The 22,923-nt window shown below is 50.3% G+C and carries 17 protein-coding genes and 2 pseudogenes; all 19 read right to left on the bottom strand.

Annotated features, from left to right (window positions below; genetic code table 11):
- Positions 1–20: 20 nt before the first annotated feature.
- On the bottom strand, positions 21–2,903 hold the full coding sequence (locus DWZ40_RS17860) for a penicillin-binding transpeptidase domain-containing protein (protein ID WP_243035385.1): 2,883 nt from the start codon (positions 2,901–2,903) through the stop codon (positions 21–23).
- A gap of 30 nt (positions 2,904–2,933) precedes the next feature.
- Positions 2,934–3,458 (bottom strand): rod shape-determining protein MreD, encoded by a 525-nt coding sequence (mreD, locus tag DWZ40_RS17855; RefSeq protein WP_118544205.1) that lies wholly within the window; start codon positions 3,456–3,458, stop codon positions 2,934–2,936.
- Entirely contained in the window at positions 3,455–4,330 is an 876-nt protein-coding gene (gene mreC / locus DWZ40_RS17850) for a rod shape-determining protein MreC (RefSeq protein ID WP_118544204.1), read from the bottom strand. The genes mreD and mreC overlap by 4 nt, the downstream gene beginning before the upstream one ends.
- 3 nt (positions 4,331–4,333) lie before the next feature.
- Positions 4,334–5,026 (bottom strand): DNA repair protein RadC, encoded by a 693-nt coding sequence (gene radC, locus DWZ40_RS17845; RefSeq protein WP_118544203.1) that lies wholly within the window; start codon positions 5,024–5,026, stop codon positions 4,334–4,336.
- Between the two features lie 191 nt (positions 5,027–5,217).
- Complete coding sequence (locus tag DWZ40_RS17840) at positions 5,218–6,498, bottom strand: methionine gamma-lyase family protein (RefSeq protein WP_118544202.1); 1,281 nt, start codon at positions 6,496–6,498, stop codon at positions 5,218–5,220.
- Positions 6,485–7,441 (bottom strand): tRNA (adenosine(37)-N6)-dimethylallyltransferase MiaA, encoded by a 957-nt coding sequence (miaA, locus tag DWZ40_RS17835; RefSeq protein WP_118544201.1) that lies wholly within the window; start codon positions 7,439–7,441, stop codon positions 6,485–6,487. The genes DWZ40_RS17840 and miaA overlap by 14 nt, the downstream gene beginning before the upstream one ends.
- A gap of 14 nt (positions 7,442–7,455) precedes the next feature.
- On the bottom strand, positions 7,456–9,747 hold the full coding sequence (mutL, locus tag DWZ40_RS20185; protein ID WP_118544200.1) for a DNA mismatch repair endonuclease MutL: 2,292 nt from the start codon (positions 9,745–9,747) through the stop codon (positions 7,456–7,458).
- A 3-nt stretch (positions 9,748–9,750) separates the two neighbouring features.
- Positions 9,751–12,396, bottom strand: a complete 2,646-nt coding sequence (gene mutS, locus DWZ40_RS17825) for a DNA mismatch repair protein MutS (RefSeq protein ID WP_118544199.1) — start codon at positions 12,394–12,396, stop codon at positions 9,751–9,753.
- A gap of 21 nt (positions 12,397–12,417) precedes the next feature.
- Positions 12,418–13,950, bottom strand: coding sequence for a tRNA (N6-isopentenyl adenosine(37)-C2)-methylthiotransferase MiaB (gene miaB, locus DWZ40_RS17820; RefSeq protein ID WP_182431784.1), 1,533 nt, complete (start codon positions 13,948–13,950; stop codon positions 12,418–12,420).
- 200 nt (positions 13,951–14,150) lie between these two features.
- Positions 14,151–14,810, bottom strand: a complete 660-nt coding sequence (locus DWZ40_RS17815) for a histidine phosphatase family protein (protein WP_182431783.1) — start codon at positions 14,808–14,810, stop codon at positions 14,151–14,153.
- Positions 14,810–16,054: a glutamate-5-semialdehyde dehydrogenase gene (locus DWZ40_RS17810; protein WP_118544196.1), complete on the bottom strand. Its 1,245-nt coding sequence runs from the start codon at positions 16,052–16,054 to the stop codon at positions 14,810–14,812. Before DWZ40_RS17810 ends, DWZ40_RS17815 begins: the two co-directional genes overlap by 1 nt.
- A gap of 80 nt (positions 16,055–16,134) precedes the next feature.
- Positions 16,135–16,782: a 5-formyltetrahydrofolate cyclo-ligase gene (locus DWZ40_RS17805; RefSeq protein ID WP_118544195.1), complete on the bottom strand. Its 648-nt coding sequence runs from the start codon at positions 16,780–16,782 to the stop codon at positions 16,135–16,137.
- A complete protein-coding gene (locus DWZ40_RS17800) occupies positions 16,754–16,981 on the bottom strand; it encodes a DUF896 domain-containing protein (RefSeq protein WP_118544194.1) in 228 nt (75 codons plus the stop codon). Before DWZ40_RS17800 ends, DWZ40_RS17805 begins: the two co-directional genes overlap by 29 nt.
- A 134-nt stretch (positions 16,982–17,115) precedes the next feature.
- Entirely contained in the window at positions 17,116–17,970 is an 855-nt protein-coding gene (proB, locus tag DWZ40_RS17795) for a glutamate 5-kinase (protein WP_118544193.1), read from the bottom strand.
- A gap of 87 nt (positions 17,971–18,057) precedes the next feature.
- Positions 18,058–19,689 carry an FAD-dependent protein gene (locus tag DWZ40_RS17790; RefSeq protein WP_118544192.1) on the bottom strand — a complete coding sequence of 544 codons (1,632 nt, stop codon included), beginning with the start codon at positions 19,687–19,689 and terminating at the stop codon, positions 18,058–18,060.
- A 3-nt stretch (positions 19,690–19,692) separates the two neighbouring features.
- Positions 19,693–20,934, bottom strand: a pseudogene (locus DWZ40_RS17785) (NAD(P)/FAD-dependent oxidoreductase); the annotation flags it as partial.
- Positions 20,935–21,090: 156 nt separating this feature from the next.
- Positions 21,091–21,495: a hypothetical protein gene (locus DWZ40_RS17780; RefSeq protein ID WP_118544222.1), complete on the bottom strand. Its 405-nt coding sequence runs from the start codon at positions 21,493–21,495 to the stop codon at positions 21,091–21,093.
- A 640-nt stretch (positions 21,496–22,135) separates the two neighbouring features.
- Positions 22,136–22,561, bottom strand: coding sequence for a GNAT family N-acetyltransferase (locus DWZ40_RS17770; RefSeq protein ID WP_118544191.1), 426 nt, complete (start codon positions 22,559–22,561; stop codon positions 22,136–22,138).
- A 128-nt stretch (positions 22,562–22,689) separates the two neighbouring features.
- Positions 22,690–22,923, bottom strand: a pseudogene (locus tag DWZ40_RS20175) (group II intron reverse transcriptase/maturase); the annotation flags it as partial.

Below are 22,923 nucleotides of genomic sequence, written 5' to 3'. Positions count from 1 at the left end.
CTCATCCGCTCCTTTTTTGATCAGTCTCCGACCCGTACGTTGGAAACTTCCAGCGCTCCATTGCCAAGAATGGAATCCAGATCGGTGTATCCGTAGTAAAAGCGGTAAATATTTTTCGCAACAGCCGCTGCGTTTGAAGAAGAATATCCATAAGGAATATTCACCGTGACGCAGATTTCCGGATTGGTGTATGGTCCGTAGGAAATAAAGAATGCATGGTTGCCCCTGGTTCTTGACTCCTGTGCGGTACCGGTCTTTCCGGCAATTTCCACCTCCAGGTCTTTGAAAATAGCCTTTACCGAACCATCGGTAACCACAGCGCGCATTCCCTGATGAACGGCATCCCAGGTAGAATCTGCAATATCCACATGTCCTGTTACGTTCGGTGTGTAATCCTTGATCAGATTTCCCTCAGAATCTGTCATCTTGTCCAGAAGACTTAGGTCAAACACCGTTCCGCTGTTTGCGAGTGCTGCAACATAGCGGGACAGCTGAACGTTGGAATAGGAATTTGTTCCCTGACCCATGGCAGAACGCTCCGGATCTTCGGTGGTAAGTTCCGGCGTTGTCTCTGGAATTTCGATTCCGGACGGACGGTTCAGTCCAAACATGCTGGCATAACGGCGGATCGTCTCGACTCCCATGTCGGTAGAATAAACCAGCGTATCCCGGTTTGTAGACAGCCGGTGTGCCACTTCTGCAAAGAAATAGTTACAGGAGTTCTGGATACCGCCCACCACATTCAATGGTCCGTGGTGTCCCGGATAGATCCAGCACTTGATAGACGGATCGACTTCCTTGTATTCACCGGTACAGTCGATGGTCTCATAAAGGCTGATCACTTTCTCTTCCAGTCCGGCAATCGCCGTGATCGGCTTGAAGGTAGAACCCGGTGCTTTCTTTGCCTGGGTTGCGTTATTGTAAAGCGGAAGGGAAAGATCTTCCTGCAGCTGTCTCATATATGCCGGGTCCGCACTTCCGGAGAGACGGTTATTATCGTAACTCGGATATGTGACCAGTGCACGAACCTCACCCGTATTGACATCCGTGATCACGGCACCTCCGGTACATGGATCCAGAGCCAGCTGCGCTGGTGTCAGTTCAATATTCTGGATCTTGCGCCGGATAAACTGGAATGCATATTCTTCTCCATTTGTCGTCAGCAGCTGAACTTCATTCGCGTCATACGGAAGCACCCCTTGCGCGTACAGAGCCAGACAAAGCTGACGTCCGGTGATAACCTGATCGTTGATCAGATAGCGGAAGATCCGCTTGGTAAACTTCGCATCGCTCTTTAACTGTTCCAGCACATAATCGACCAGTACCTGGTAAATATCATCTGCGTTGGAATACTTGCTTGCAACATTCAGTTTTGTGGTATCAATCCAGTTTTCGGAAATACCTGCATAGATATAATCACGCAGGCTGATCTCATCGTCTTTCCACGCCTGATAACTTTCCCCATTCTGGTCAATGCGGTCTTTCTGGACAATTCCCACCGTACTGTCCGACAGCCAGTTATAAATGTACGCCATATACGCCATCATGTCTTGAGGCAGATCCTTCATCAAGGTTGGGTGATCACTCATCAGTTCATAACGAAGACGTTCCAGGATCTGTTCCCTGGATGATGTATAAATGGACTGGATCTGGCGTTCAATATCCGCTGCATCTTCGGAAGCCATGTGACTTAAGGAAAGCACATTGTTATTGATCAGCTGATAATAGGCATCCTTTACCGGAATGCTGATCTTGGAAGAATCCGTGATCGCAGAGGTATCTACATCCTGATTTACCAGTGCCTTTGCTACAATACCGGCTAACTGCTGCTCGATCAGATGATAAATACCGATCTGAAGGTCCCGGTCAATGGTCAGATAAATATCATTTCCCGTGGAAGCCTGACTCTCGGATATCACCTGCATGACATTTCCCACATTATTTACCACCAGGTTTTTATAGCCTTTATGTCCCTGAAGTTCCAGTTCCATGGAAGCTTCGATACCAGTACGGCCAACAATGTCACTGAGTTCATATTCCGGGTTGGTTTTCTTTAATTCCTCCAACTGGTCTTCCTGCACCTTTCCGGTATAGCCTATGATCGGTGCAAAATAAACAGCATCGTTATAACGGCGGATCGTGGTTTCCGCCACCTCTACTCCCTTTAATTCCGCGGTATGCTCCATCAGGTCTGCGACGGTCTCATCATCCACACGGTCACAGATGGTGATCGCCTCATATTTTTTATATGCGACAAGAGACATCGTATACCGGATATTGACAAGCTGGACCAGTTCTTCGTCAGAAAGGATCCGCGGATTTCCTTTTTCATCCTTCATTTTATCCAGACCATAGGAAGTTTTTTTCTTTTCGATCAGTTCCCGTGCGGTTACCGCAGTTGGATATTTTCCTTTTTCATCGTCCAGTTCATCAACCGATTTGCGCCCGTAAAAATCACGCAAAAAACGCTTTCTTGCCGCTTCCGAGGATGAGGTATAGATCATCTCCCCATCTTCATTCAATGCAATTTCAAGTTTTCCCTGTGCCTGATATCCATGCTTGTTTAAGATCCGGATCAATTTTAACAGCATATCGTTCATGCCCGCACTTCTTGGATAATCTCCCGTATCCTGTACGGTTACCGCATAAGCCAGCTCATTGTAAGCAAGCAGCTTTCCATTGCGGTCATAGATATTTCCGCGGGTGCCCGGTGTTGTAACCGTCTTTTCGATCATCTGGACATAATCTTCCAGATAAGATTCCCCGTTCACAATCTGAAGATCAAACAATTTGAACGCAAGGACCAGAAACATTCCGGTAAAAACCAGAGCCAACGCGAAAATACGGGAACTCAGGATCCGCTTAAAAAAGTCACATATCTTATGAAATAAATCTTTCAGCACGTGTTTTGTCACTCCTATTATGTCTTACTGTTACATTGCCCCGTGTTCCCGGTCCCTGCGGTTATCCATCTCATCCAGCCTGCGGTTTGCTGACAGGAAAAAGCGGTAAATCAAAAGTGTTGTCACCACAGTGAAAATAAGCTCCGGAATAATGATTTCCCTTGCATAATAAAGAAAATCCAGGCGGCTGCGGATCAGAAAACGGAAAATGTAAATGTACAGGTTATAGATCAGTTCATTGACCAGGCTCATGAGAAGCGGCAGGTTGATATAATCCTCATAATAATACTGGGTACAGATGCCGTTAAAATAGCCAATGTTCATGAAAAGCAGAGTATAAAATCCAAAGGGTCCGCTGTAAAAAAGATCCAGCAGGATTCCCGCAAACAATCCATACAAAAGTCCCGCTCCTTTTCCGTAAATAAAACCAAAGGAAAAGGTCAGGATCAGAAGCAGGTTCGGGGTCGCGGTAAGAAACGGGATCAGCGGAAATACACAGTTCTGCACGGTAAATGCCAGAATCATCAGTATCACATTCAATAGGATCCGTTTCATGCGCCTGTCTGTGCCCCCTCTGTATTTTCTGTACCACCCTGTTTTGGGTCTTCTTTTATGGATGTAATGACCAGGACCTCCTGAAGACTGTCAAACTGGGCTGCCGGGATCAGATAGCCGGATTTGGTAAGTCGTGACTGATCCGTTGTAATATCTGCAGCATAACCGATCAGAATGCCCGGAAGGAATTTGGAACTGATGTTGGAAGTCACGATCCGGTCCCCATCTTTGAAATCTGCGTCCTGGGCAACATTGCTGATCCGCAGGCGCCCTTCCCCAAACAGGGTCAGATCACCGGAGACGATACAGGTATCGCCAGACTGCTGCGCCATGCCGCTGACACGGCTCACATCATCTATGATCGCGCGGACCGTAGCGTAATGCGCTCCCACATCGGTAACAATGCCGACCAGACCACCTCCGGCAATGACGTTGGCATCTACCTGAACGCCATCTGCAGAGCCCTTGTTGATCCGGAATACCTGGAACCAGTCACCGGAGTCCTTCGCAATGACCCTGGCACCGATCTTTTCATACTGCATATAGTCCTGGTCCAGCTGATACAGCTCGCGCAGTCTCTGCAGTTCAAACTGCTCTGACTGCAGGCGGCTGTTCGCCTCTACCAGGGCATCAATACGGTCCTGAAGAGCCTGCTTTTCCGCCATCGCGCTGTGCAGGGTGCTGTAATTGCTGATTCCGTTATACAAAGAGGTGCCTACCCGGTTCACTCCGGACTGGATTGGGCTAAGCACATACCCGACTCCGTTTCTGAGCGGATTTAAGAACCCGTCCTTAAAGGAAGTAATGCCGATCAGCAGAATGCAGAAAACCGACAATCCAATCAGAATGTATTTGCTGCGTTTTGATTCCATCTGTTATAATCCCCGTTCTTTCATGCTGACATAAGTGCCGTCACCTATGATGATATGATCTAACACCGCGATCCCGATCACCCTTCCGGCTTCCTCCACCCGTCTGGTAAGCAGGATGTCCTCCCTGCTTGGTTCCGGGTCTCCGCTCGGGTGATTGTGCACCAGGATCAGGCTGACCGCCTGAAACCGGAGTGCCTGGATAAAGATTTCCCTCGGTGTAGCAAGAGACGCATTCACCGTTCCTTTTGACAGTGCTACGTCTCCGATCATGTTTTGTTTGGTATTAAAAAGCATCATGTGGAACTCTTCCTGTTCCTTATGACGCAAGTCTTCCTGATAGTATTCTGCCACCTGTGCCGGCTCGTTATAACGGACCGGGCTCTTCATGGCTTTTCGTTTCCAGATGCGTCTGGAAAGTTCTCCAATGCACTGCAGCTGGATGGCTTTTACCTGGCCGATGCCCTTGATTCCCATCAGCTCCGGAAGGGAGAAATGCAAAAGTCCCAGAATTCCTTCTCCGGGACCTCCAAGCTCCAGGATCCGGGTGGCCAGCTCCAGTACGCTCTCCTGCGCACTTCCGGTCCGGAGGATCACAGCAAGAAGCTGTGCATCGCTCAAATGCTCCGGGCCGGATTTTACGCAGCGTTCATATGGCCGCTCCTCACAGGGCAGCTCTTTCATCTTTGTGTGTATCATATTGTTCACCCTCCATTCTCTCTCCAAGTACGAAGCCGAAGGGGACACCGCCGCATTTTGGTTCACGCATATGTGCGAGAAATCAAGGCGTTTTTAGTTTACCACAAATCAATTTTCGTGTATACAAAAAATGGAAAACTTTAGAAATGGTTAAGATTTTCGGCTATGAAAATCCAAGTATTCCTTCGGTATTACAGGGTTACGATCCCTGCCTCAACCAGTTTCTGCAGGGACATCAAAATACCAAGTTTTGCATGGTACCAGGTCAGTCCGCCCTGGAAATACACGGCATACGGCGGCTTGATCGGGCCATCTGCGCTCAGTTCGATCGAAGAGCCCTGGACGAAAGCGCCTGCTGCCATGATGACCGGCGCATCGTAGCCCGGCATATCCCACGGTTCCGGGGAGACGAAGCTGTCTACCGGTGCTGCTGCCTGAATTCCCTGGCAGAATGCGATCATGCCCTCTGCCGTCCCGAAGGTAACTGCCTGGATGATGTCGTGGCGGGATTCGGTGCTGTTCGGAACGACTGCAAAGCCAAGTTTCTCATAAACATTCGCTGCAAAGATCGCACCCTTTAATGCGCCAGCAACAACAGTCGGGGATAAAAACAGTCCCTGGAAGAAGGACTGGTTTAAACCAAGGCTTGCGCCGACCTCTTTGCCAAGTCCCGGTGCGCTTAAACGGTAGGAAGCCTGCTCAATACAGGATTTCTTTCCGACAATGTAGCCGCCGATCGGTGCCAGACCGCCGCCCGGGTTCTTGATCAGGGAGCCGACGATCATGTCCGCGCCTACATCCGTCGGCTCGATCCGCTCTACGAACTCACCGTAGCAGTTGTCTACCATGCAGATCACATCCGGCTTCACACTCTTACAAAATGCGATCAGCTCGCCGATCTGGCTCACGGAAAAGGTCGGGCGTGTCGCATAGCCCTTGGAACGCTGGATCGTGATCAGCTTTGTTTTCTCATTGATGGCCTTGCGGATATTCTCATAATCGAAAGTTCCATCCTCTAACAGGTCCACCTGACGGTATACCACACCATATTCCTTTAAAGAGCCGGCAGATTCGCGGATGCCGATCACTTCCTCTAAAGTATCATACGGTTTTCCAACCGGGGAAAGGAGCTCATCTCCCGGGCGCAGATTACTGGATAATGCCACATGCAGCGCATGGGTACCAGAGATCAGCTGCGGACGTACCAAGGCATCCTCGCCGTGGAACGCTTTCGCGTATACCTCCTCCAGAGTATCACGGCCCAGATCGTTGTAACCATACCCGGTCGTTGCAGCGAAATGGATATCGCTGACTCTGGACTCCTGCATCGCCTTTAACACCTTCATCTGGTTGTATTCTGCAGTCTGGTCAATGCCTGCAAAGCGTTCTTTTAAACTTTTTTCAATCTCTTCTCCAAATTCCAGAACTTTCTGGCTGATGCCCAGTTCCTTGTACATTTCATTCAGTTCCATGTTCGTTTCTTCCTCCAAAGTAATCGTTGCAGATCCAGTTTAAGATTTTTTTCTGATCTGCCCCAAACTGTTCGATTTCAATAAAGCGGACTTCTTTTTCCCGCTTAAACCAGGTCAGCTGACGTTTTGCAAAATGCCTGGTATCACGCTTGATGATGTAAACCGCTTCTTCCAGGCTGATCTTTCCATCCAGGTAATCCAGCATTTCCTTATAACCAAGACCCTGCATGGCGACCATGTCCCGGGTGCAGCCCATGGCTTTTAAGCGGTTCACTTCATCAAGAAGTCCCTGCTCCATCATGATATCCACACGTTTATCGATCCGCTCATAAAGCGTCTTGCGGTCACGGTTTAACACATAATAATGCAGATCATACGGGGATTGCTTTTCGCGCTCCCGCTTGTTATGCTCGGAAATCTTTTCACCGGTAAGGCGGTAATACTCGATCGCGCGAATCACCCGCTTTGCATTGTTTGCATGGATCGCCTCTGCAGACTCCGGGTCAATTTCTGCTAACATCTGGTGCAGGAACACTTCTCCCTTTTCCTCTGCCAGCTGCTCCAGCTCTGCCCGGAGCCCGATATGGTCTTCATTTTCCGTAAAATCAATATCGTAAGCCAGTGCCTGGATGTAAAACCCGGTACCGCCCGTCACGATTGGAACGTGTCCGCGGCTGTAGATTCCTTTCATGGCTTCCTTCGCCATCGACTGAAACCGGGTCACATTGAATTCTTTCCACGGCTCCAGCACATCGATCAGGTGATGCGGGACACCATCCATCTCTTCCTTTGTGATCTTGGCTGACCCAATATCCATGTGCCGGTACACCTGCATGGAATCTGCGCTGATGATCTCTCCGTTCAGCGCCTTTGCAAGTTCGATCGACAGCGCGGTTTTTCCCACCGCGGTCGGACCGGTAAGCACGATCAGTGGCTGTTTCATAGCTTCTCCCCTCATCATACAATTCGTTTAAACTTCTTCTCCAGCTCATATTTGCTCATGGAAATGATCGTTGGTCTTCCATGCGGGCAGGCATACGGGTTTTCCAGACCCAAAAGCTGGTCGATCAGTGCATCCGCTTCCGCGGCACTTAAGACATCATGGCCTTTTACCGCAGCCTTACAGGACATGGAAGCAACTTTTTCATAGATCAGGTCTGCCCCACGTGCCTGCGTATCCTCAGAAAGCGTATCCAGCATTTCCATCAAAAGATCTTTCTTTGCGATGGAAAACAGGTTATCCGGCACTCCGCGCACCGCATATTCCTTTCCGCCAAACGGTTCGATCTCAAAACCGATATCGGTAAAAATCTGCATGTTTTTCTCCAGCATCAGTACCTCGCGGCTTCCCAGAGTTAAAATGATCGGCGGATGGATCTGCTGGCAGGTGTATTCCCTGGTTTTTAAGGAATTCATCGTTTTCTCATACAACACCTTCTCGTGCGCCGCATGCTGGTCGATGATGTAAAGCTGGTCGTTGAACTCCACCAGCCAGTATGTGGCAAAGAGCTGGCCGATCAGCTTGTGGCGGCTGCGGGACTGCGGCTCTAACAGTTTTTCCTCAAAGAGGTCCATCTGCACGGCGGTTGCTGTCTTTTCCATGGCAGTCCCAGACGCATTCAGGACTGCTTCCGATTGCTCTGCGTTTCGCTGCACATTTGTTTCCTGCTGCGCTGCAGATGCTTCCGCGGTCATATCAGACATATGCACTATTGCTTCTGTATGCTTTGTTTCTTCTGTGTACTTTGCTTCTTCCGCTTTCCCTGTTTCTTCGATTTTTTCCAGTTCATCCCCAGAAACTGTCCCAGGTGCCCGCATGAGAAGTTCCGTCAAAGCCTGGTTGACCTGGAAATGCTGGTCGGATGCCGCTGCAGACTGGCTAAACACGGTTGTCGCTGGCTGCCCGGCTGTTGCTGCACCAATCTGGTCGGATGCTGCCCCTGTCTGCTGTGCTGCCGTCACCCGATTAAACGTTTCCACTCTCTGCTGCGTGGAAAGCAGTTCTTCCCGTTCTTTACGGATCTGGGAGGTATTCTTTAAGGCCGGACGCTCTCCCGGGCGGTTTTTTAACCGGTATTCCTCCGGCGTCTCCCGCAGCACAAAATTTCCGTCATTTCCCTGCGCAGCGGATTTTGTGTCAAAAAGTCCCGCCCGTTCCTGCATCATGCGCTTCTGCTCGAAAGGCTCCGGGATCGGGATCTTCTTTTCCAGAACCGGTTTTCGCTCCCGTTCTTCCTCCAACGCCACCTTTGGGATCAGCTCCTTGTGGCGCAGTGCCTCTGCCACGGTATCCCGCACCATGCGGAATACCTGCTCGCCGTTCTGGAAGCGCAGCTCCATCTTGGTCGGATGGACATTGACATCCAGAAATTCCGGTTCGATTTTAAAATGCAGCATGGTGAACGGATATTTGTGCTGCATCATAAACGGCTTATAAGCCTCCTCGATGGCCTTGTTGATGATATTGCTTTTGATGTATCTTCCATTAATATAGTAATTTTCAAAATTCCGGTTGCTTCGGGCAATCGTCGGCTTCCCAATAAAGCCTTCTACGCTGAACGCTTCCCCAGCCACGGAAACCGGGAGCAGATTTGCCGTGATCTCCCGTCCATACACCGTGTAGATGATGTCCTTCAAGTTATGGTTTCCGGATGTATGCAGCTTATTCTGGTTGTTCTGAATAAACCGGATCGAGATTTCCGGGTGGGACAGGGCGATCTTTTCGACCAGGTCCGCCACATGGGCGCCCTCGGTCATCGGTGTTTTCAAAAATTTCCGGCGGACCGGTGTGTTGTAAAAGAGATTGCGCACGATAAACGTAGTTCCGTCCGGCGCTCCGATCTCTTCCATGCCGCGCTCCACACCGCCCTCGATCTGATAACGGTTTCCGGTTAAGGAACGACCGGTCTTGGTGATCAGCTCCACCTGCCCGACCGCCGCGATACTGGAAAGCGCCTCCCCGCGAAAGCCCAGGGAAGACACCGTAAACAGATCCTCCACGGACTGGATCTTGCTGGTGGAATGGCGCAGAAAAGCAAGCGGGATCTCGTCCTTTTCGATTCCGCAGCCATTGTCCGTCACCCGGATAAACGAAATTCCGCCCTCGCGGATCTCTACGGTGACCGCAGTTGCCTTTGCGTCAATGGCATTCTCCAAAAGCTCCTTCACCACCGATGCCGGCCGCTCGATCACCTCACCGGCCGCGATCTTGTTGATCGTATTCTGATCCAGTACATGAATGTTTGGCATGTTTTATTTTTCCTCCCCGCTCCAGCGGTTCTTTAACTTTGTCTGCATCCGGTACAGGGTATTTAAGGCGTCGATTGGCGTCATATTTCCCAGCTCCAGATTCTTTAATTCTTCGATGATGTCATCCTCGCGGACCGTATCAAATAAAGTTAACTGGCTCATTTCCACATCGTCCGGCTTCGGGACCGGCTTGTGACCTGCCGGTGCGCTTCCCTCCGCGATCTCGCGGGTTCTGGCTGCCAGGTCAGAATCGACCAGCTGCTCCACCAGCTCTTTTGCACGATTGATGACGGAATCCGGCACTCCGGCCAGCTTTGCCACCTGAATACCGTAACTCTTGTCGGCTCCGCCCTTTACGATCTTTCTAAGGAACACGATGTCATCGCCCTGCTCTTTTACGGCGATACAGTAGTTCGTGACACCGCTCATCAGGCCCTCCAGCTCTGTCAGCTCATGGTAATGGGTCGCAAACAGGGTCTTCGCACCAAGCAGGCGGGTATTGCTGATGTGTTCTACCACCGCCCAGGCGATGCTCAGTCCGTCAAAGGTGCTGGTGCCGCGGCCGATCTCATCTAAGATCAGCAGGCTGTTTCGGGTGGCATTTCTGAGGATGTTGGCAACCTCCGTCATCTCCACCATAAAGGTACTCTGACCGCTTGCGAGGTCATCGGATGCGCCCACACGGGTAAAGATCCGGTCGCAGATACCGATGTTTGCCTGGTCTGCCGGGACAAAACTTCCAATCTGTGCCATCAAAACAATCAGCGCGGTCTGGCGCATATAGGTGGACTTTCCGGCCATGTTCGGTCCGGTAATAATAGAAATGCGGTTTTTGGAATTATCCAGCGTCGTATCGTTTGAGACAAACATGTCGTCCCGCATCATCTTCTCGACAACCGGATGACGGCCGCCCTTGATCTGGATGCTTCCCTTCTCATTGATCTGCGGCTTCACATAGTTGTTTCTGGTCGCTACCGTAGACAGAGATACAAATACATCTACCGCTGCAATCGCGCGGGCGGTTTTCTGGATGCGCACCACCTCAGCCGCAATCGCATCGCGCACTTCACAGAATAAGTCGTATTCCAGGGAGAAAAGCTTGTCCTCTGCCCCCATGATCACATCTTCCAGGTTTTTCAGTTCGTCGGTCGTGTAGCGCTCTGCGTTGGTCAGTGTCTGTTTGCGGATAAAATATTCCGGCACCAGATCCTTAAAGGAATTGGTTACCTCAAAATAATAGCCAAATACCTTGTTGTATTTGACTTTTAAATTCTTGATCCCGGTGCTGTCGCGCTCTCTCGCCTCCAGCTCTGCCAGCCAGGTCTTGCCCTCGGTCTTGGCATGGCGCAGGCGGTCTGCCTCTTCGTTGTAGCCGTCTTTGATCATGCCGCCCTCACGCACGGTGATCGGCGGTTCTTCCACGATTGCCCGGCTGATCAGGTCATTTAAGTCCTCCAGCGGATCCAGTTCCTCCGTCAGTTCTTTTAACGCGTCCGAGGTAAACTCGCCAAGCAGCTGTTTGATGTGCGGCACCATGGCAATGGAATTGCGGAATGCCAGAAGATCTCTCGGGTTTGCGGTCTTGTAGCTGATGCGGCCGATCAGGCGCTCCAGGTCATAGACGGGGTTTAAATACTCCCCGAGTTCTTCCCGGCTGATATAGTTTAAATTCAGTTCTTCAATGGCGTTCTGGCGCTTTAAGATTTCTTCTTTGCGGATCAGCGGCTGCTCGATCCAGGTACGCAAGAGGCGGGCGCCCATGGCCGTTCTGGTCTTGTCAAGCACCCACAGAAGGCTTCCGCGCTTCTGCTTCTCACGCATGGTTTCCAAAAGCTCTAAATTTCTTCTGGTAGAAGAATCCAGCACCATATAGTTTCCGGTCGCATAAGGCACAATGGTCGTCAGATGATCCAGTGTGCTTTTCTGGGTCTCGTAAAGATACTGCAGCACGGCACCTGCCGCGATCACGCCGCAGTCATAGTCTCCCAGTCCCAAGCCTTCCAGGCTTCCTACCTTGAAGTGCTCCCGCAGAAGCTTTCTGCAGCTCTCATCCTGGAAAAAATGGGAATCCAGCGTGGAAACGGTAAAGTGATACCGGTCCTTTAAATCCTCCAGGCTGATCCCGGACATGGAAAAGGCATCGTTGCAGATGACCTCCGCCGGGGAAAATTTATTGATCTCGTCGAACAGGGCACGGTCGGTGGAAACCTCGGTTACCAGAAAGTCTCCGGTGGTATTGTCCACGACGGAAACACCCATTTTATCTGCCAGGTACACAATGCCCATCAGGTAATTGTTCTTTGTCTCATCCAAAGCCTGGGCGCTGGTAATCGTACCAGGTGTTACCACGCGGATGACCTCACGTTTTACCAGTCCCTTGGCAAGCTTCGGGTCCTCCATCTGCTCCGCGATCGCTACCTTATAACCTTTCTGCACCAGGCGGCTTAAATAGCTGTCTACAGCATGATAAGGAACGCCACACATCGGTGCGCGTTCCTCCAGTCCGCATTCCTTTCCGGTCAGGGTGATCTCTAATTCCTTGGATGCCGTCAGCGCATCATCGAAAAACATCTCATAAAAGTCACCCAGACGATAGAATAAAATACAGTCATGATATTGTTTTTTGGTCTCCATGTATTGGGCCATCATTGGTGATAATCCAGCCACGTCTTACTTCTCCTGTCCTTCCACTTGCTTTCCCATGTAATAAAATCCCTTGGACTCCTCCAGCCATACATCCACGATCTTTCCGATGAGGCTTTCGTCTCCCGGAAAATGTACCACGGTATTGTTGCTTAAACGGCCGGTCACATAGCCTTCCTTATGGTCATCGAGGGTTTCCACCAGAACCTTCTGGGTCGTATGCAGATCACGTCCGCAAACCTCAGAGGAAATCTTCTGGACCTCTTTTAACAGGCGGTCGAAGCGCTCCTTCACAACGTCCTCCGGAACCTGCTCCATCGCTGCTGCCGGGGTACCGGTACGCTTGGAATAGATGAAGGTAAACGCACTGTCATAGCGGACACGGCGCACTACATCCATGGTTTCCTCAAAGTCCTCTTCTGTCTCTCCCGGGAATCCGACGATAATATCGGTCGTCAGGGCGATATCCGGGATTGCTGCGCGGATCTTATCCACCAGCTTTAAATAGCCCTCTTTGTCATAATGACGGTTCATCAGCTTTAAGATACGGCTGCTGCCGGACTGTAACGGAAGGTGCAGATGTGCGCAGACCTTCTCACAGTCACGCATCGCCTCGATCAGGTCATCGGACAGATCCTTCGGGTGGGATGTCATGAAACGGATGCGCTCCAGTCCCTCGATCTTATTAACCTCGCGGAGAAGCTCGGCAAATGTCATCGGCTTCTCCAGGTTCTTTCCGTAGGAGTTGACGTTCTGTCCCAGCAGCATGACCTCCACAACGCCGTCTGCTACCAGTCTCTTGATCTCATTGACGATATCCTCCGGCTTTCTGCTGCGCTCCCGTCCGCGCACGTACGGCACGATGCAGTAGCTGCAGAAGTTGTTGCAGCCAAACATGATGTTGACACCGGACTTAAAGGAATATTTGCGGTCTACCGGAAGCTCCTCCACGATCTTGTCGGTATCCTTCCAGATATCCACAACCATGCGGTTTTTGCTCATCATGCGGCAGCACAGCAGCTCCGCCAGCTTGAAAATATTGTGGGTACCAAAGATCAGATCGACATAAGAGTAGCTCTTCTGGATCTTCTCAATGACAGACGGCTCCTGCATCATGCAGCCACAAAGAGAGATCATCATGCCCGGACGTTTCTTTTTTAAGGTCTGCAGATAGCCAAGACGGCCGTAAACCTTCTGGTTTGCGTTATCGCGCACGGTACAGGTATTGTAAAGGACGATGTCCGCATTCTCAGACTCGACCTCTTTTAAACCAACCTGCTCCAGAATGCCGCAGAGCTTCTCGGAGTCCCTGGCGTTCATCTGGCAGCCAAAGGTTGCAATATGAAAGGTTCCGTATTTGTTTTCTGCCTGAAGTTCAGAGAGCATTGCTTCGCCGTAACGCGCCTTTGCCTCCCCGCTTTCTTCCAGACGTTCAAACTGCTGTTTCCACAGTTTTTTCGCCTGCTCTATAAAATAGTACTGGCGTGCGCCCTCTTCTTCCGGCGCCGCAGCACGGATCATTTCAAAATCTGGTATTTCGTTCTGTGTGTATGTTTTCATGTTTGTACTCATTCTTACCTCATTATCTGCGTTTGATGTTACAAATAAAAAATTATAACATAAAAAGGCCGGGATGCAAAGAGCAAAACGCTCCGATTTCCAGCCTTTTTGTCAATTTTGTTACGGTTCACGCAAACGCGTCTGGCACTTTCAGCCCAACCTTTTTTGTCAATTTTATTACCGTTTGTGCCTGCATATCATCAATGTGAATTGATCTTTTTCCCGGTGCGGAAATCCACACACTCCGACGCATCATAGTAGATCCGGTCAGCTGCCTCGAGCACTGCCTTTCCGCCTGTCACGGAAACAATATTTACCGCACAGTTTGGCGGCACGCATCCATGCCAGAAATCGGTTTTCTCTTCATAAACATTGTGAAGGATTCCACGGCACGCGCAGCCATGACTGGCGATAAGAATGGTTTTCTCCTGCCAGTCAGGATTCCCTACCAGGTCCTCCCAGAAAGCTTTTGTGCGGGCGCAGAGCTGCTCAATGGTCTCTCCGTCTGCTGCTGTCTGGAAATGGAACGGGTCTTTGTAAAAGTCCTGGAAATGCTCCGACGGGATCTCAAAATTTGCCTTGCGGCAGCCGAGTCCCTCCCAGGAGCCAAACCCCAGCTCCTCGATCCGCGCATCTTCCAAGATCGGGATATCACGTCCTGCAAGCACCAGCTCTGCTGTCTGTCTGGCCCGTTTTAAAGGGCTGGATATGGCAAAGTCAAATGGAATGTCCTTTAAAGCCTCCCCGGTAATCTTGGCAAGCCGGATGCCATTTTCATTTAACGGGATATCGGTCTGACCCTGAAGCCGTCCCTCTGCGTTCCACGGCGTCTCCCCGTGGCGGATGATATAAAGCCTCATTATGGTCTCACCTGCCCATTTCCATAAATAATGTATTTCGTCGTTGTCAGGGCCCTTAACCCCATCGGACCCCTTGCGTGAAGCTTCTGGGTGCTGATGCCGATCTCTGCGCCAAAACCGAATTCACCGCCGTCTGTAAAGCGGGTAGATGCGTTGACATAGACTGCCGCTGCATCAATGCGGTTTAAAAACTCCTGCGCATGGTTATAATCCTGCGTGATAATGGCCTCGGAATGCCCGGTATTGTAGCGGTTGATATGGCGGATTGCCTCGTCCAAAGAGTCCACCAGCTTTAAGGAGAGGATGTAATCCAGATACTCGGTTCCCCAGTCCTCCTCGGAGGCTTCCGAAAACTCCGGCACGATCTGCTTCGCTGCCTCATCGGCACGCACCTCCACAGACTTTTCTGCCAGGCGCGCAGCCAGAAGCGGCAGGAACTCCCCTGCAATGCTTCTATGTACTACCAGGGATTCACAGGCATTGCAGACTCCGATCCGCTGGGTTTTGGCATTCATGATGATATCTAACGCCATGTCAAAATCCGCGGTCTCATCCACATAGATATGGCAGTTTCCAGTTCCGGTCTCAATGACCGGCACGGTGCTGTTTTGTACCACACTGCGGATCAGCCCTGCGCCGCCGCGCGGGATCAGCACATCCACAAACTCATTTAAGCGCATCAGCTCCTGCGTCACCGCCCGGTCTGTATCCGTGATAAGCTGCAGGGAAGACTCCGGGAGTCCCGCGCGGGAAAGCCCTGTCTGCAGCCACTTTACAATTTCCTTGTTGGATTCAATGGCATCGCTGCCGCCCTTTAAGATCACTGCATTTCCCGTCTTAAAGCACAGACCGAAGGCATCGGAGGTAACATTGGGGCGTGCCTCATAGATCATACCAACCACGCCAAGCGGCACCCGCTTTTCCCCGATGAGAAGCCCGTTTGGCCTTGGCTTCATGGAAAGTACTTCGCCAACCGGGTCTGGAAGCTCTGCAATTTTTAACAGGCCATCTGCCATCGCTTCCAGCCGGTCCGGGGTCAATTCCAGCCGGTCGATCAGCGCCGGGCTCATGCCGTTTTCTGCTGCCCGGATCACATCCTCCTGATTGGCCGTCAGGATATCTTCCTCTCCGTCTAACAGCGCCTTAGCTGCCTGGCGCAGTCCCTCATTTTTTTCGTTGACACCAAGATTGTTTAAATAGGATGCCGCTTCCTTTGCGCGGGCACCGATCACTCTTAAATCCATGCCGTGTCCTCCTGTCGTGTGGCCTGGTGGTTCTCCTAAATTCTGCCAGTCACACCTGCATGTCTGGCTGGAATCGCACCTCAGCCTTCTCCTGTTATGATATCATCCATCTGTCTGTCGTGTTCCTCGGTGGGAAGCTCTGAAAAAATCTGGAATGGGTAACAGACCGCAACTTTTCTGTGTTCCGGCTCCTCCGAAAAGAACCGGTCGTAAAAGCCGCCTCCATACCCCATCCGGTCTCCGGCTCTGGTAAATGCCGTCCCCGGCGTGATCACCACAGCGCTGGGACAATGCACTGTCTTACAATGTTCTGCCGGTTCCGGGATATTCCGAAAGCCAGGTACCAGGTCGTTTCTTCCTTCCACCAGGTAAAAATCCATGCGGTTTCCGGTTACCCGCGGCAGTGCCAACGAAAAGCCCTGCTTCCATAAGGCATCCATCAGGCCAAACGTATCCACCTCACCGCCAAATGAAGCATAGCAGTATACCGTCTGCGGAATGCTTCTTTCTGCCTTCAGCGTATGTAACAGCTGCAATACCGCTTCCCGGATTTTCTCATCCATTGCCGCTTTTTCCGCGGCATGCTCCGGTTTTACAAGTTCTGCCCGCAGCGCCCGGATCTGACTGCGGATTTCTTTTTTTGAACCGAGTGTCTGATGAACCGGTTCCTCATGACTGAGTTCCTTGCAACAAAGTTCCTTATGACTGGGTGTCTTTGATTCCACCATATTTTTTACCAAGATCGGTAATGCTGCCGTCTTTTTCCTTGATTGAAATATTGTTTAAGTGTGCCCGCATGTTGTTTTTGATCGCAGCCACATATTCCTTGCGCAGTCTTGCCTGCTCCTCTTTCTCTTCCTCTGTCAGTCCCACAGACTGGGATTTATGATACAGGGTGTTGATTCTGTCGATACTGCTCTGGTCCATAAAAATTCTCCTTTGCTCTTGTTATTCTGTTTCTATCTGTTTTTGTTTCTATTCTATCTCTTCTTGTATCTATTCTATCTGCTTTTATATCTGTTTCTCGGTTTTCTTTCCGGCTTTCGCACCCGCATTTTTTCTCATACGTCCCCGTATTTTGTGTTGATGTAATCCATCAGATCAAAATCCCGGTTCGGATGTGCCAGGAACAAGGTTCCTTTTTCTTCTCCGTTCACCAGATCGTGGATCACATTCACATCGTCCGCGTTGGCAATGATCATGTCCGATCCGCTGTCTGTCGCGATGCGTGCTGCTGCCAGCTTCGCTGCCATGCCGCCAGTGCCGATATCACTTCCCGAACCACCGCCCATACCAATCAGCTCCGGCGTGATTTCCTCTACCAGACTAATAAAACGTGCATCCGGATTTTTATGTGGGTCCTCTGAATACAGTCCGTCAATATCAGACATTAAGATCAGAAGATCCGCACCGATCAGCGCTGCTACGATTGCAGACAGGCGGTCGTTATCACCAAACTGGATCTCATGGGTGGAGACTGTGTCATTTTCATTGACAACCGGAACTGCGCCTAAACGCAGCAGCTCCTCAAACGTGTTCTGCGCATTAATCCGGGAGGTCTCATTGGTCATGGTATCCTTGGTTAAAAGCACCTGTGCCGCGATGTGGTTATACTCGGAAAAAATACGCTGGTAGACCATCATTAGCCGGGCCTGGCCCACAGCCGCATATGCCTGTTTTTCTGAAATAGTCTGCGGACGCTTCTGACCGCCAAGCGCCTGTCTTCCCGCTGCGATCGCGCCGGAAGAAACCAGGACTACGTCCTTTCCCTCTCCCTTCAGGTCACAGATCACGCGGATGAGCTTTTCAATCTTATATAAATTCAGCTCCCCTGTCTTTTCGTGGGTCAGGGAAGAGGAACCGATCTTGATGACGATCCGCTTTTTCTCTTTCAGTTTTTCCCTGAAGCTATTCATCCTTCTTAGCCTCCTTATCTGAATGCCGCTACGGCAAACCTGTTTCCGATACAGTCTGCCCGGACAAGCCCAAAAGCGATTTCCTATTTATTCCTGATCTGCCGGACATGGTGCATAACGCTTTGCAATGGCTTCTGCCACCTTTATGCCATCCATGGCCGCAGAGGTAATTCCACCTGCATAACCGGCACCTTCCCCACAAGGGTACAGCCCCCGCACTTCACTCTCAAACTGCTCATCGCGCCAGATGCGCACCGGCGAAGAGGTGCGGCTTTCGATTCCGGCAAGCAGTGCATCCGGGCGGTCGAAGCCGTGGATCATATGTCCAAAGCCCTCCATGGCCTCGATCAGAGCCAGGTTTAACGGCTCCGGCATAATGGAACGGACATCTCCAAATGCCCATTCTCCGCGCATCTGCGGATTTACGCCGCCAAGCTGGCTGCTGATCTTGTTCTGGCAGAAATCCCCGTAAAGCTGTACCGGGATCTTTCCTCCTGCCGCCTGGTATGCAGCCTCCTCCAGCTTTCTCTGGAATGCCACACCGCCCAGTGCTCCGCGTTCCGGGAAATCCTCCGGGGTGACGGTGACGATCAGGGCACTGTTTGCGTTTTCTCCCGCCCGGTCATGATAGCTCATGCCGTTGACTGCCAGTCTTCCTGCTTCGGAAGAAGCATTGACCACATAGCCGCCCGGACACATACAGAAGGTGTACACGCCGCGGCCGCTCTTGGTCTGCCTGGTAAGCTTATAATTGGCTGCACCAAGCGCCCCGGCATCTTCTCTGCCATACTGGGACAGATTGATCATATTCTGCGGATGCTGGATACGCAGTCCAACCGCAAATGCCTTTTCTTCCATCGGAACCTGACGCGCAAGCAGCATGGAAAAGGTATCGCGTGCACTATGTCCGATCGCCAGAACAACCACACTACTCTTTATGGTCTCTTCCGTTTTTTCCCCGGTCTGCTGATCCGCAAACGAAACCTTCACACCGCTTACATTTTGCTGCTCCACCAGAAGATCCGTCACCTGGGTATCAAAACGGACGGTACCGCCCAGACGTATGATTTCCTGGCGCATAGCTTTTACCACCTCTGCGAGCACATCCGTGCCGATATGCGGCTTGTGGTCGTAAAGGATCGACGGATCTGCGCCAAATTCCGTGAAAAGTTCCAGCACCAGCTGTCCACGCTTCAACGGGTCCTTCACCAGTGTATTCAGCTTTCCGTCGGAAAATGTTCCTGCTCCGCCTTCTCCAAACTGTACATTCGTCTGGAGATCCAGCGTTCCGCCCTGCCAGAAGGCATTCACCTTTTTCTGGCGCTCTTCGACCGAGCTGCCCCGTTCCAGAAGAATCGGACGATAACCGTGGCGGGCCAGCACCAGGCCACAGAAGAGTCCCGCCGGACCGGTTCCGATGATGACCGGGCGCTCCCTTAAGCGCTCCTCTCCTGCCTCCGGGAAGTGGTAATGCTCTTCTTTGCAGAGGCTGATCTGTGGATTTTTTCCTTTATGTAACAGTTCCTTTTCCCTACTGGCGGAAACATCCACGGTGTAACTGTAAAAAAGCTCTGGCTTTTTGCGCGCGTCCAGGGAACGTTTCCGGATATGAAGCTTTAGGATCTCCTCCGGCGCTATCCGCAAAAGCTTTGCTATTTTTTTCTTCAGTGCCTCCGGTGTATGGTCTGCCGGAAGCTTGATCTGTGTTAATCGTATCATAATCTATATTCTCCCTGCTGTTGTTCCGGCCACGGCCCCGGTGCTCCAGGCCCACTGCAGGTTATACCCGCCGCAGATGCCATCCACATCGGTCAGCTCTCCCACCAGAAACAGATGCTTCACCAGCTTCGATTCCATGGTGTCCGGGCGAAGTTCCCTGGTATCGACACCACCGCAGCAAACCTGCGCCTGCTCAAAGCTGTTGGTCGCGGTGACCGGAACTTCAAATTTCTTGATCTGCATCGTCAGTGACTCCAGCTGGCTGTCCTTGATCTGGGCACAGGAGCGGTCCGGCTGGATTCCTGCCTGTTTTAACAGCACTGCTGCTAATTTTTTATTCAAAACGCCATTTAAGAACTCGCCGGAAGGACGGTAACCAAGCATCGATTTTCTCTGTTTTAACATTGCCCTGGTATCTTCCATGCTCTTAGACGGGAAGAAGTCCAGCACCGCGTTTACACGCCTGCCTGCGTCCAGTGCCTGGGAAGCATACCGGCTTACCTGAAAGGTCGGGATACCAGAGATACCATAATCCGTCAGCTGGACCTCGCCCTCATCTGCTGCCAGTGTTTTTCCGTCGCTCACAAGCCGTACCACAGCCTCACAGCGGACTCCCGCCAGCTGTTTGAAAAACGTTCCCTTGCATCTTAGCTGCACCAGCGCCGGAAGCGGTTTGATGATCGTGTGACCGAACGCCTTTGCAAGCTCATAGCCGCTGCCGTCCGAACCGGACACCGGAGCCGCCTTGGAACCGGTCGCCAGGATCAGGCAGTCACCCTGATAAGTTCCCTGGTCACTCTCCACAAGAAAGCTTCCATTTTTTGTCTTCTTCGCGGAACGGATCTGACAGGACAAAACCGTTTTGATACCCAGATGCTCCGTCTCAAAGCGCAGCGCATCCAACACCGATGCCGCCTGGTCCGAGTTTGGATAAATGTAACCATTCCGGTTTCTGGTGATGATCCCGATCCCGTCAAAAAAACTTAACGTATCCCAGACAGAAAAGCGGTCCAGCACCTTCATGGGAAACAGCTTCTGGCTGCTCCGGTAATGCTCCGGCTTCAGAGACAGGTTCGTCAGGTTGCAGCGCCCGTTTCCTGTAGATAATATCTTTTTCCCCACCCGGTCCATATGCTCCAGAATGGTTACCTCTGCGCCTTCCCGGGCCGCCATGATGGCCGCCATCAGACCGGAAGCCCCGCCTCCGATGATCAGTACTTTTCTCTTCACGTTTTCCACGTTGTTCCTCCGCTGTTTCTCAAGATCATTTTAGGAACGGTTCACAAAATACCTGTATCTGCCCAGTTCCCATTTCGGATTACTGCTTACGCGTATGCAGTAACCATTTGCGTTCTATTGTATCCAGTTTGCACGCTCTTTTCAAGCAGATTTTATAACATATCAGCTAGTATACGATTCCAGATAATGAAACACTTCTGCCATAGACGAAAACCAGATCCCTTCCCGCAGCTTTGTCCGCTCCTTTGGTGGAAAATCCATGAGCGGCATATGTGTATAAAGACAGATTGTTTTCTGATCCTTTAAAAAGATCAGAAGCATCCCATCCTCCGCCACCAGATAATACTCTTCCTGGACAGGATGCGCCTGTACCCGCTCCTGGTTTGCCGCCATCTGATCCTCTACGACCGTTTCCTGTGTCTCTTCTGTTTCCAGCTGTTCGATTCCGGTCTCGTTTCTATTTTCCAGACCTGCACCTTCCTGACTGCGCCGGACAAAAAACGCGATTAGAATGCAGATCACACTCACTCCCAAAAACAAAAATAAACAGATCCTATACTTTTTCATGGAAAATCCCTCCATGGTATAGTATCTGCTTATTTTTCTTTTTTATCCACCTCCGGTGCCTACGCCTGCGTAAACCAGTCGATTTTATCCGTAAATTGGAATTGAGATTTCGCCTGTATCCTTTGTCTGCTTAAGACCGGATGGAAGTCTTGAACTGCCAGGTACATTAGGAAGTTGTTATATTGATTTCCGAATCCAATCATCAAGGAACTCCATCTGCTTATCTGTATGAAACCAGTGTTCTCCATCATTCATTACTGTAAGAATTGCTCCGGTTTGTTCTGCAAATGCATACATGGTTTCTCCTGAAGTCAGATTATCCTTTGCACCATATAAAATGCAAGTTGGAGTGTTCCACTTAATCGGGTACTTCCGTACATAGCACAGATATTCCCAAGATAATGTTTCTCCAAAATCTGTAGGTATTTCTTTCCGTAAAAATCAGAAAACTCAATTTTCGCTTCCCAGGGATTTTGCGATCTATAGTCAAACCCAATCACATTCCTTTCAGGAAAGAGTGGCTTATAATGCTTTGCCTCTTCTACTGTTCCTCCTTTGCCGTGTACATATATAACCAATTTTTTTATTCGATATCACCTCCAAACTTCCGATTTTTCCAATTCCACAAACCTTGAAGTTACTAATTCCATACCATTACAAATTCTTTTTCTCCTGTGTTGTCATCTATATTTTCGGATCTGATGTTAAATTTCTCCCGTAGATAAAATTTAATTGCTTTCTCATTTTTCTGATAGACGTTTAATTTTAATGTAGGCTTGACTTTCTTTACATGATTTAGCAGTTGTTTCCCAATCCCTTTTGATTGCATTGTTTCTTTTACAAAAATACCTTCAATATAATCATCATTCAATCCAATGAATCCATCTATCTGCTTTGCACATTCATCTTCATGCACATATATTTCTGCATGAGAAAGCAGTTCTCTCACCATGTCGCAGTTGGTACGCCAGTAATCGGACGGTATGAAATGATGTGCTCGAATATTCGTATCAAGCCAGATCTGCATCACTGCGTCTATATCACCATTGCTGTATTGTCTTACCAATTTTCTATCTCCTAATCTACCTATTCTTTCGTTTCAAAGTCGAGTAGACTAAGACCTCTCAATCTTAGCCCCTCACAGATCCGTACGTGCGGCTTTCCCGCATACGGCTCCTCATAGTAACATTCACTTTAATATAAGCAATAGTACGTTTTAGGCTTTGCTAATGGATAATACTTGAGCATTTGCACAAATCCATTCCATGTGTATGCCCGTCTACAACCTCTCCGATTCATAGCTTTAAACAGAAACTGCTGAACCCTATGTAAAAATGTTGTTATCTTTCGGAAATTCCATGTAACACCATAGTACCGATAGTGTCCGATTAGCTTCACATTCAATTCCTTGATTATCTCTCGCATCGG

It is taken from the genome of Clostridium sp. AF32-12BH (assembly GCF_003477935.1).
Lineage (GTDB): Bacteria > Bacillota > Clostridia > Lachnospirales > Lachnospiraceae > Brotaphodocola.
This window is presented reverse-complemented; position numbering and strand designations above follow the sequence as displayed.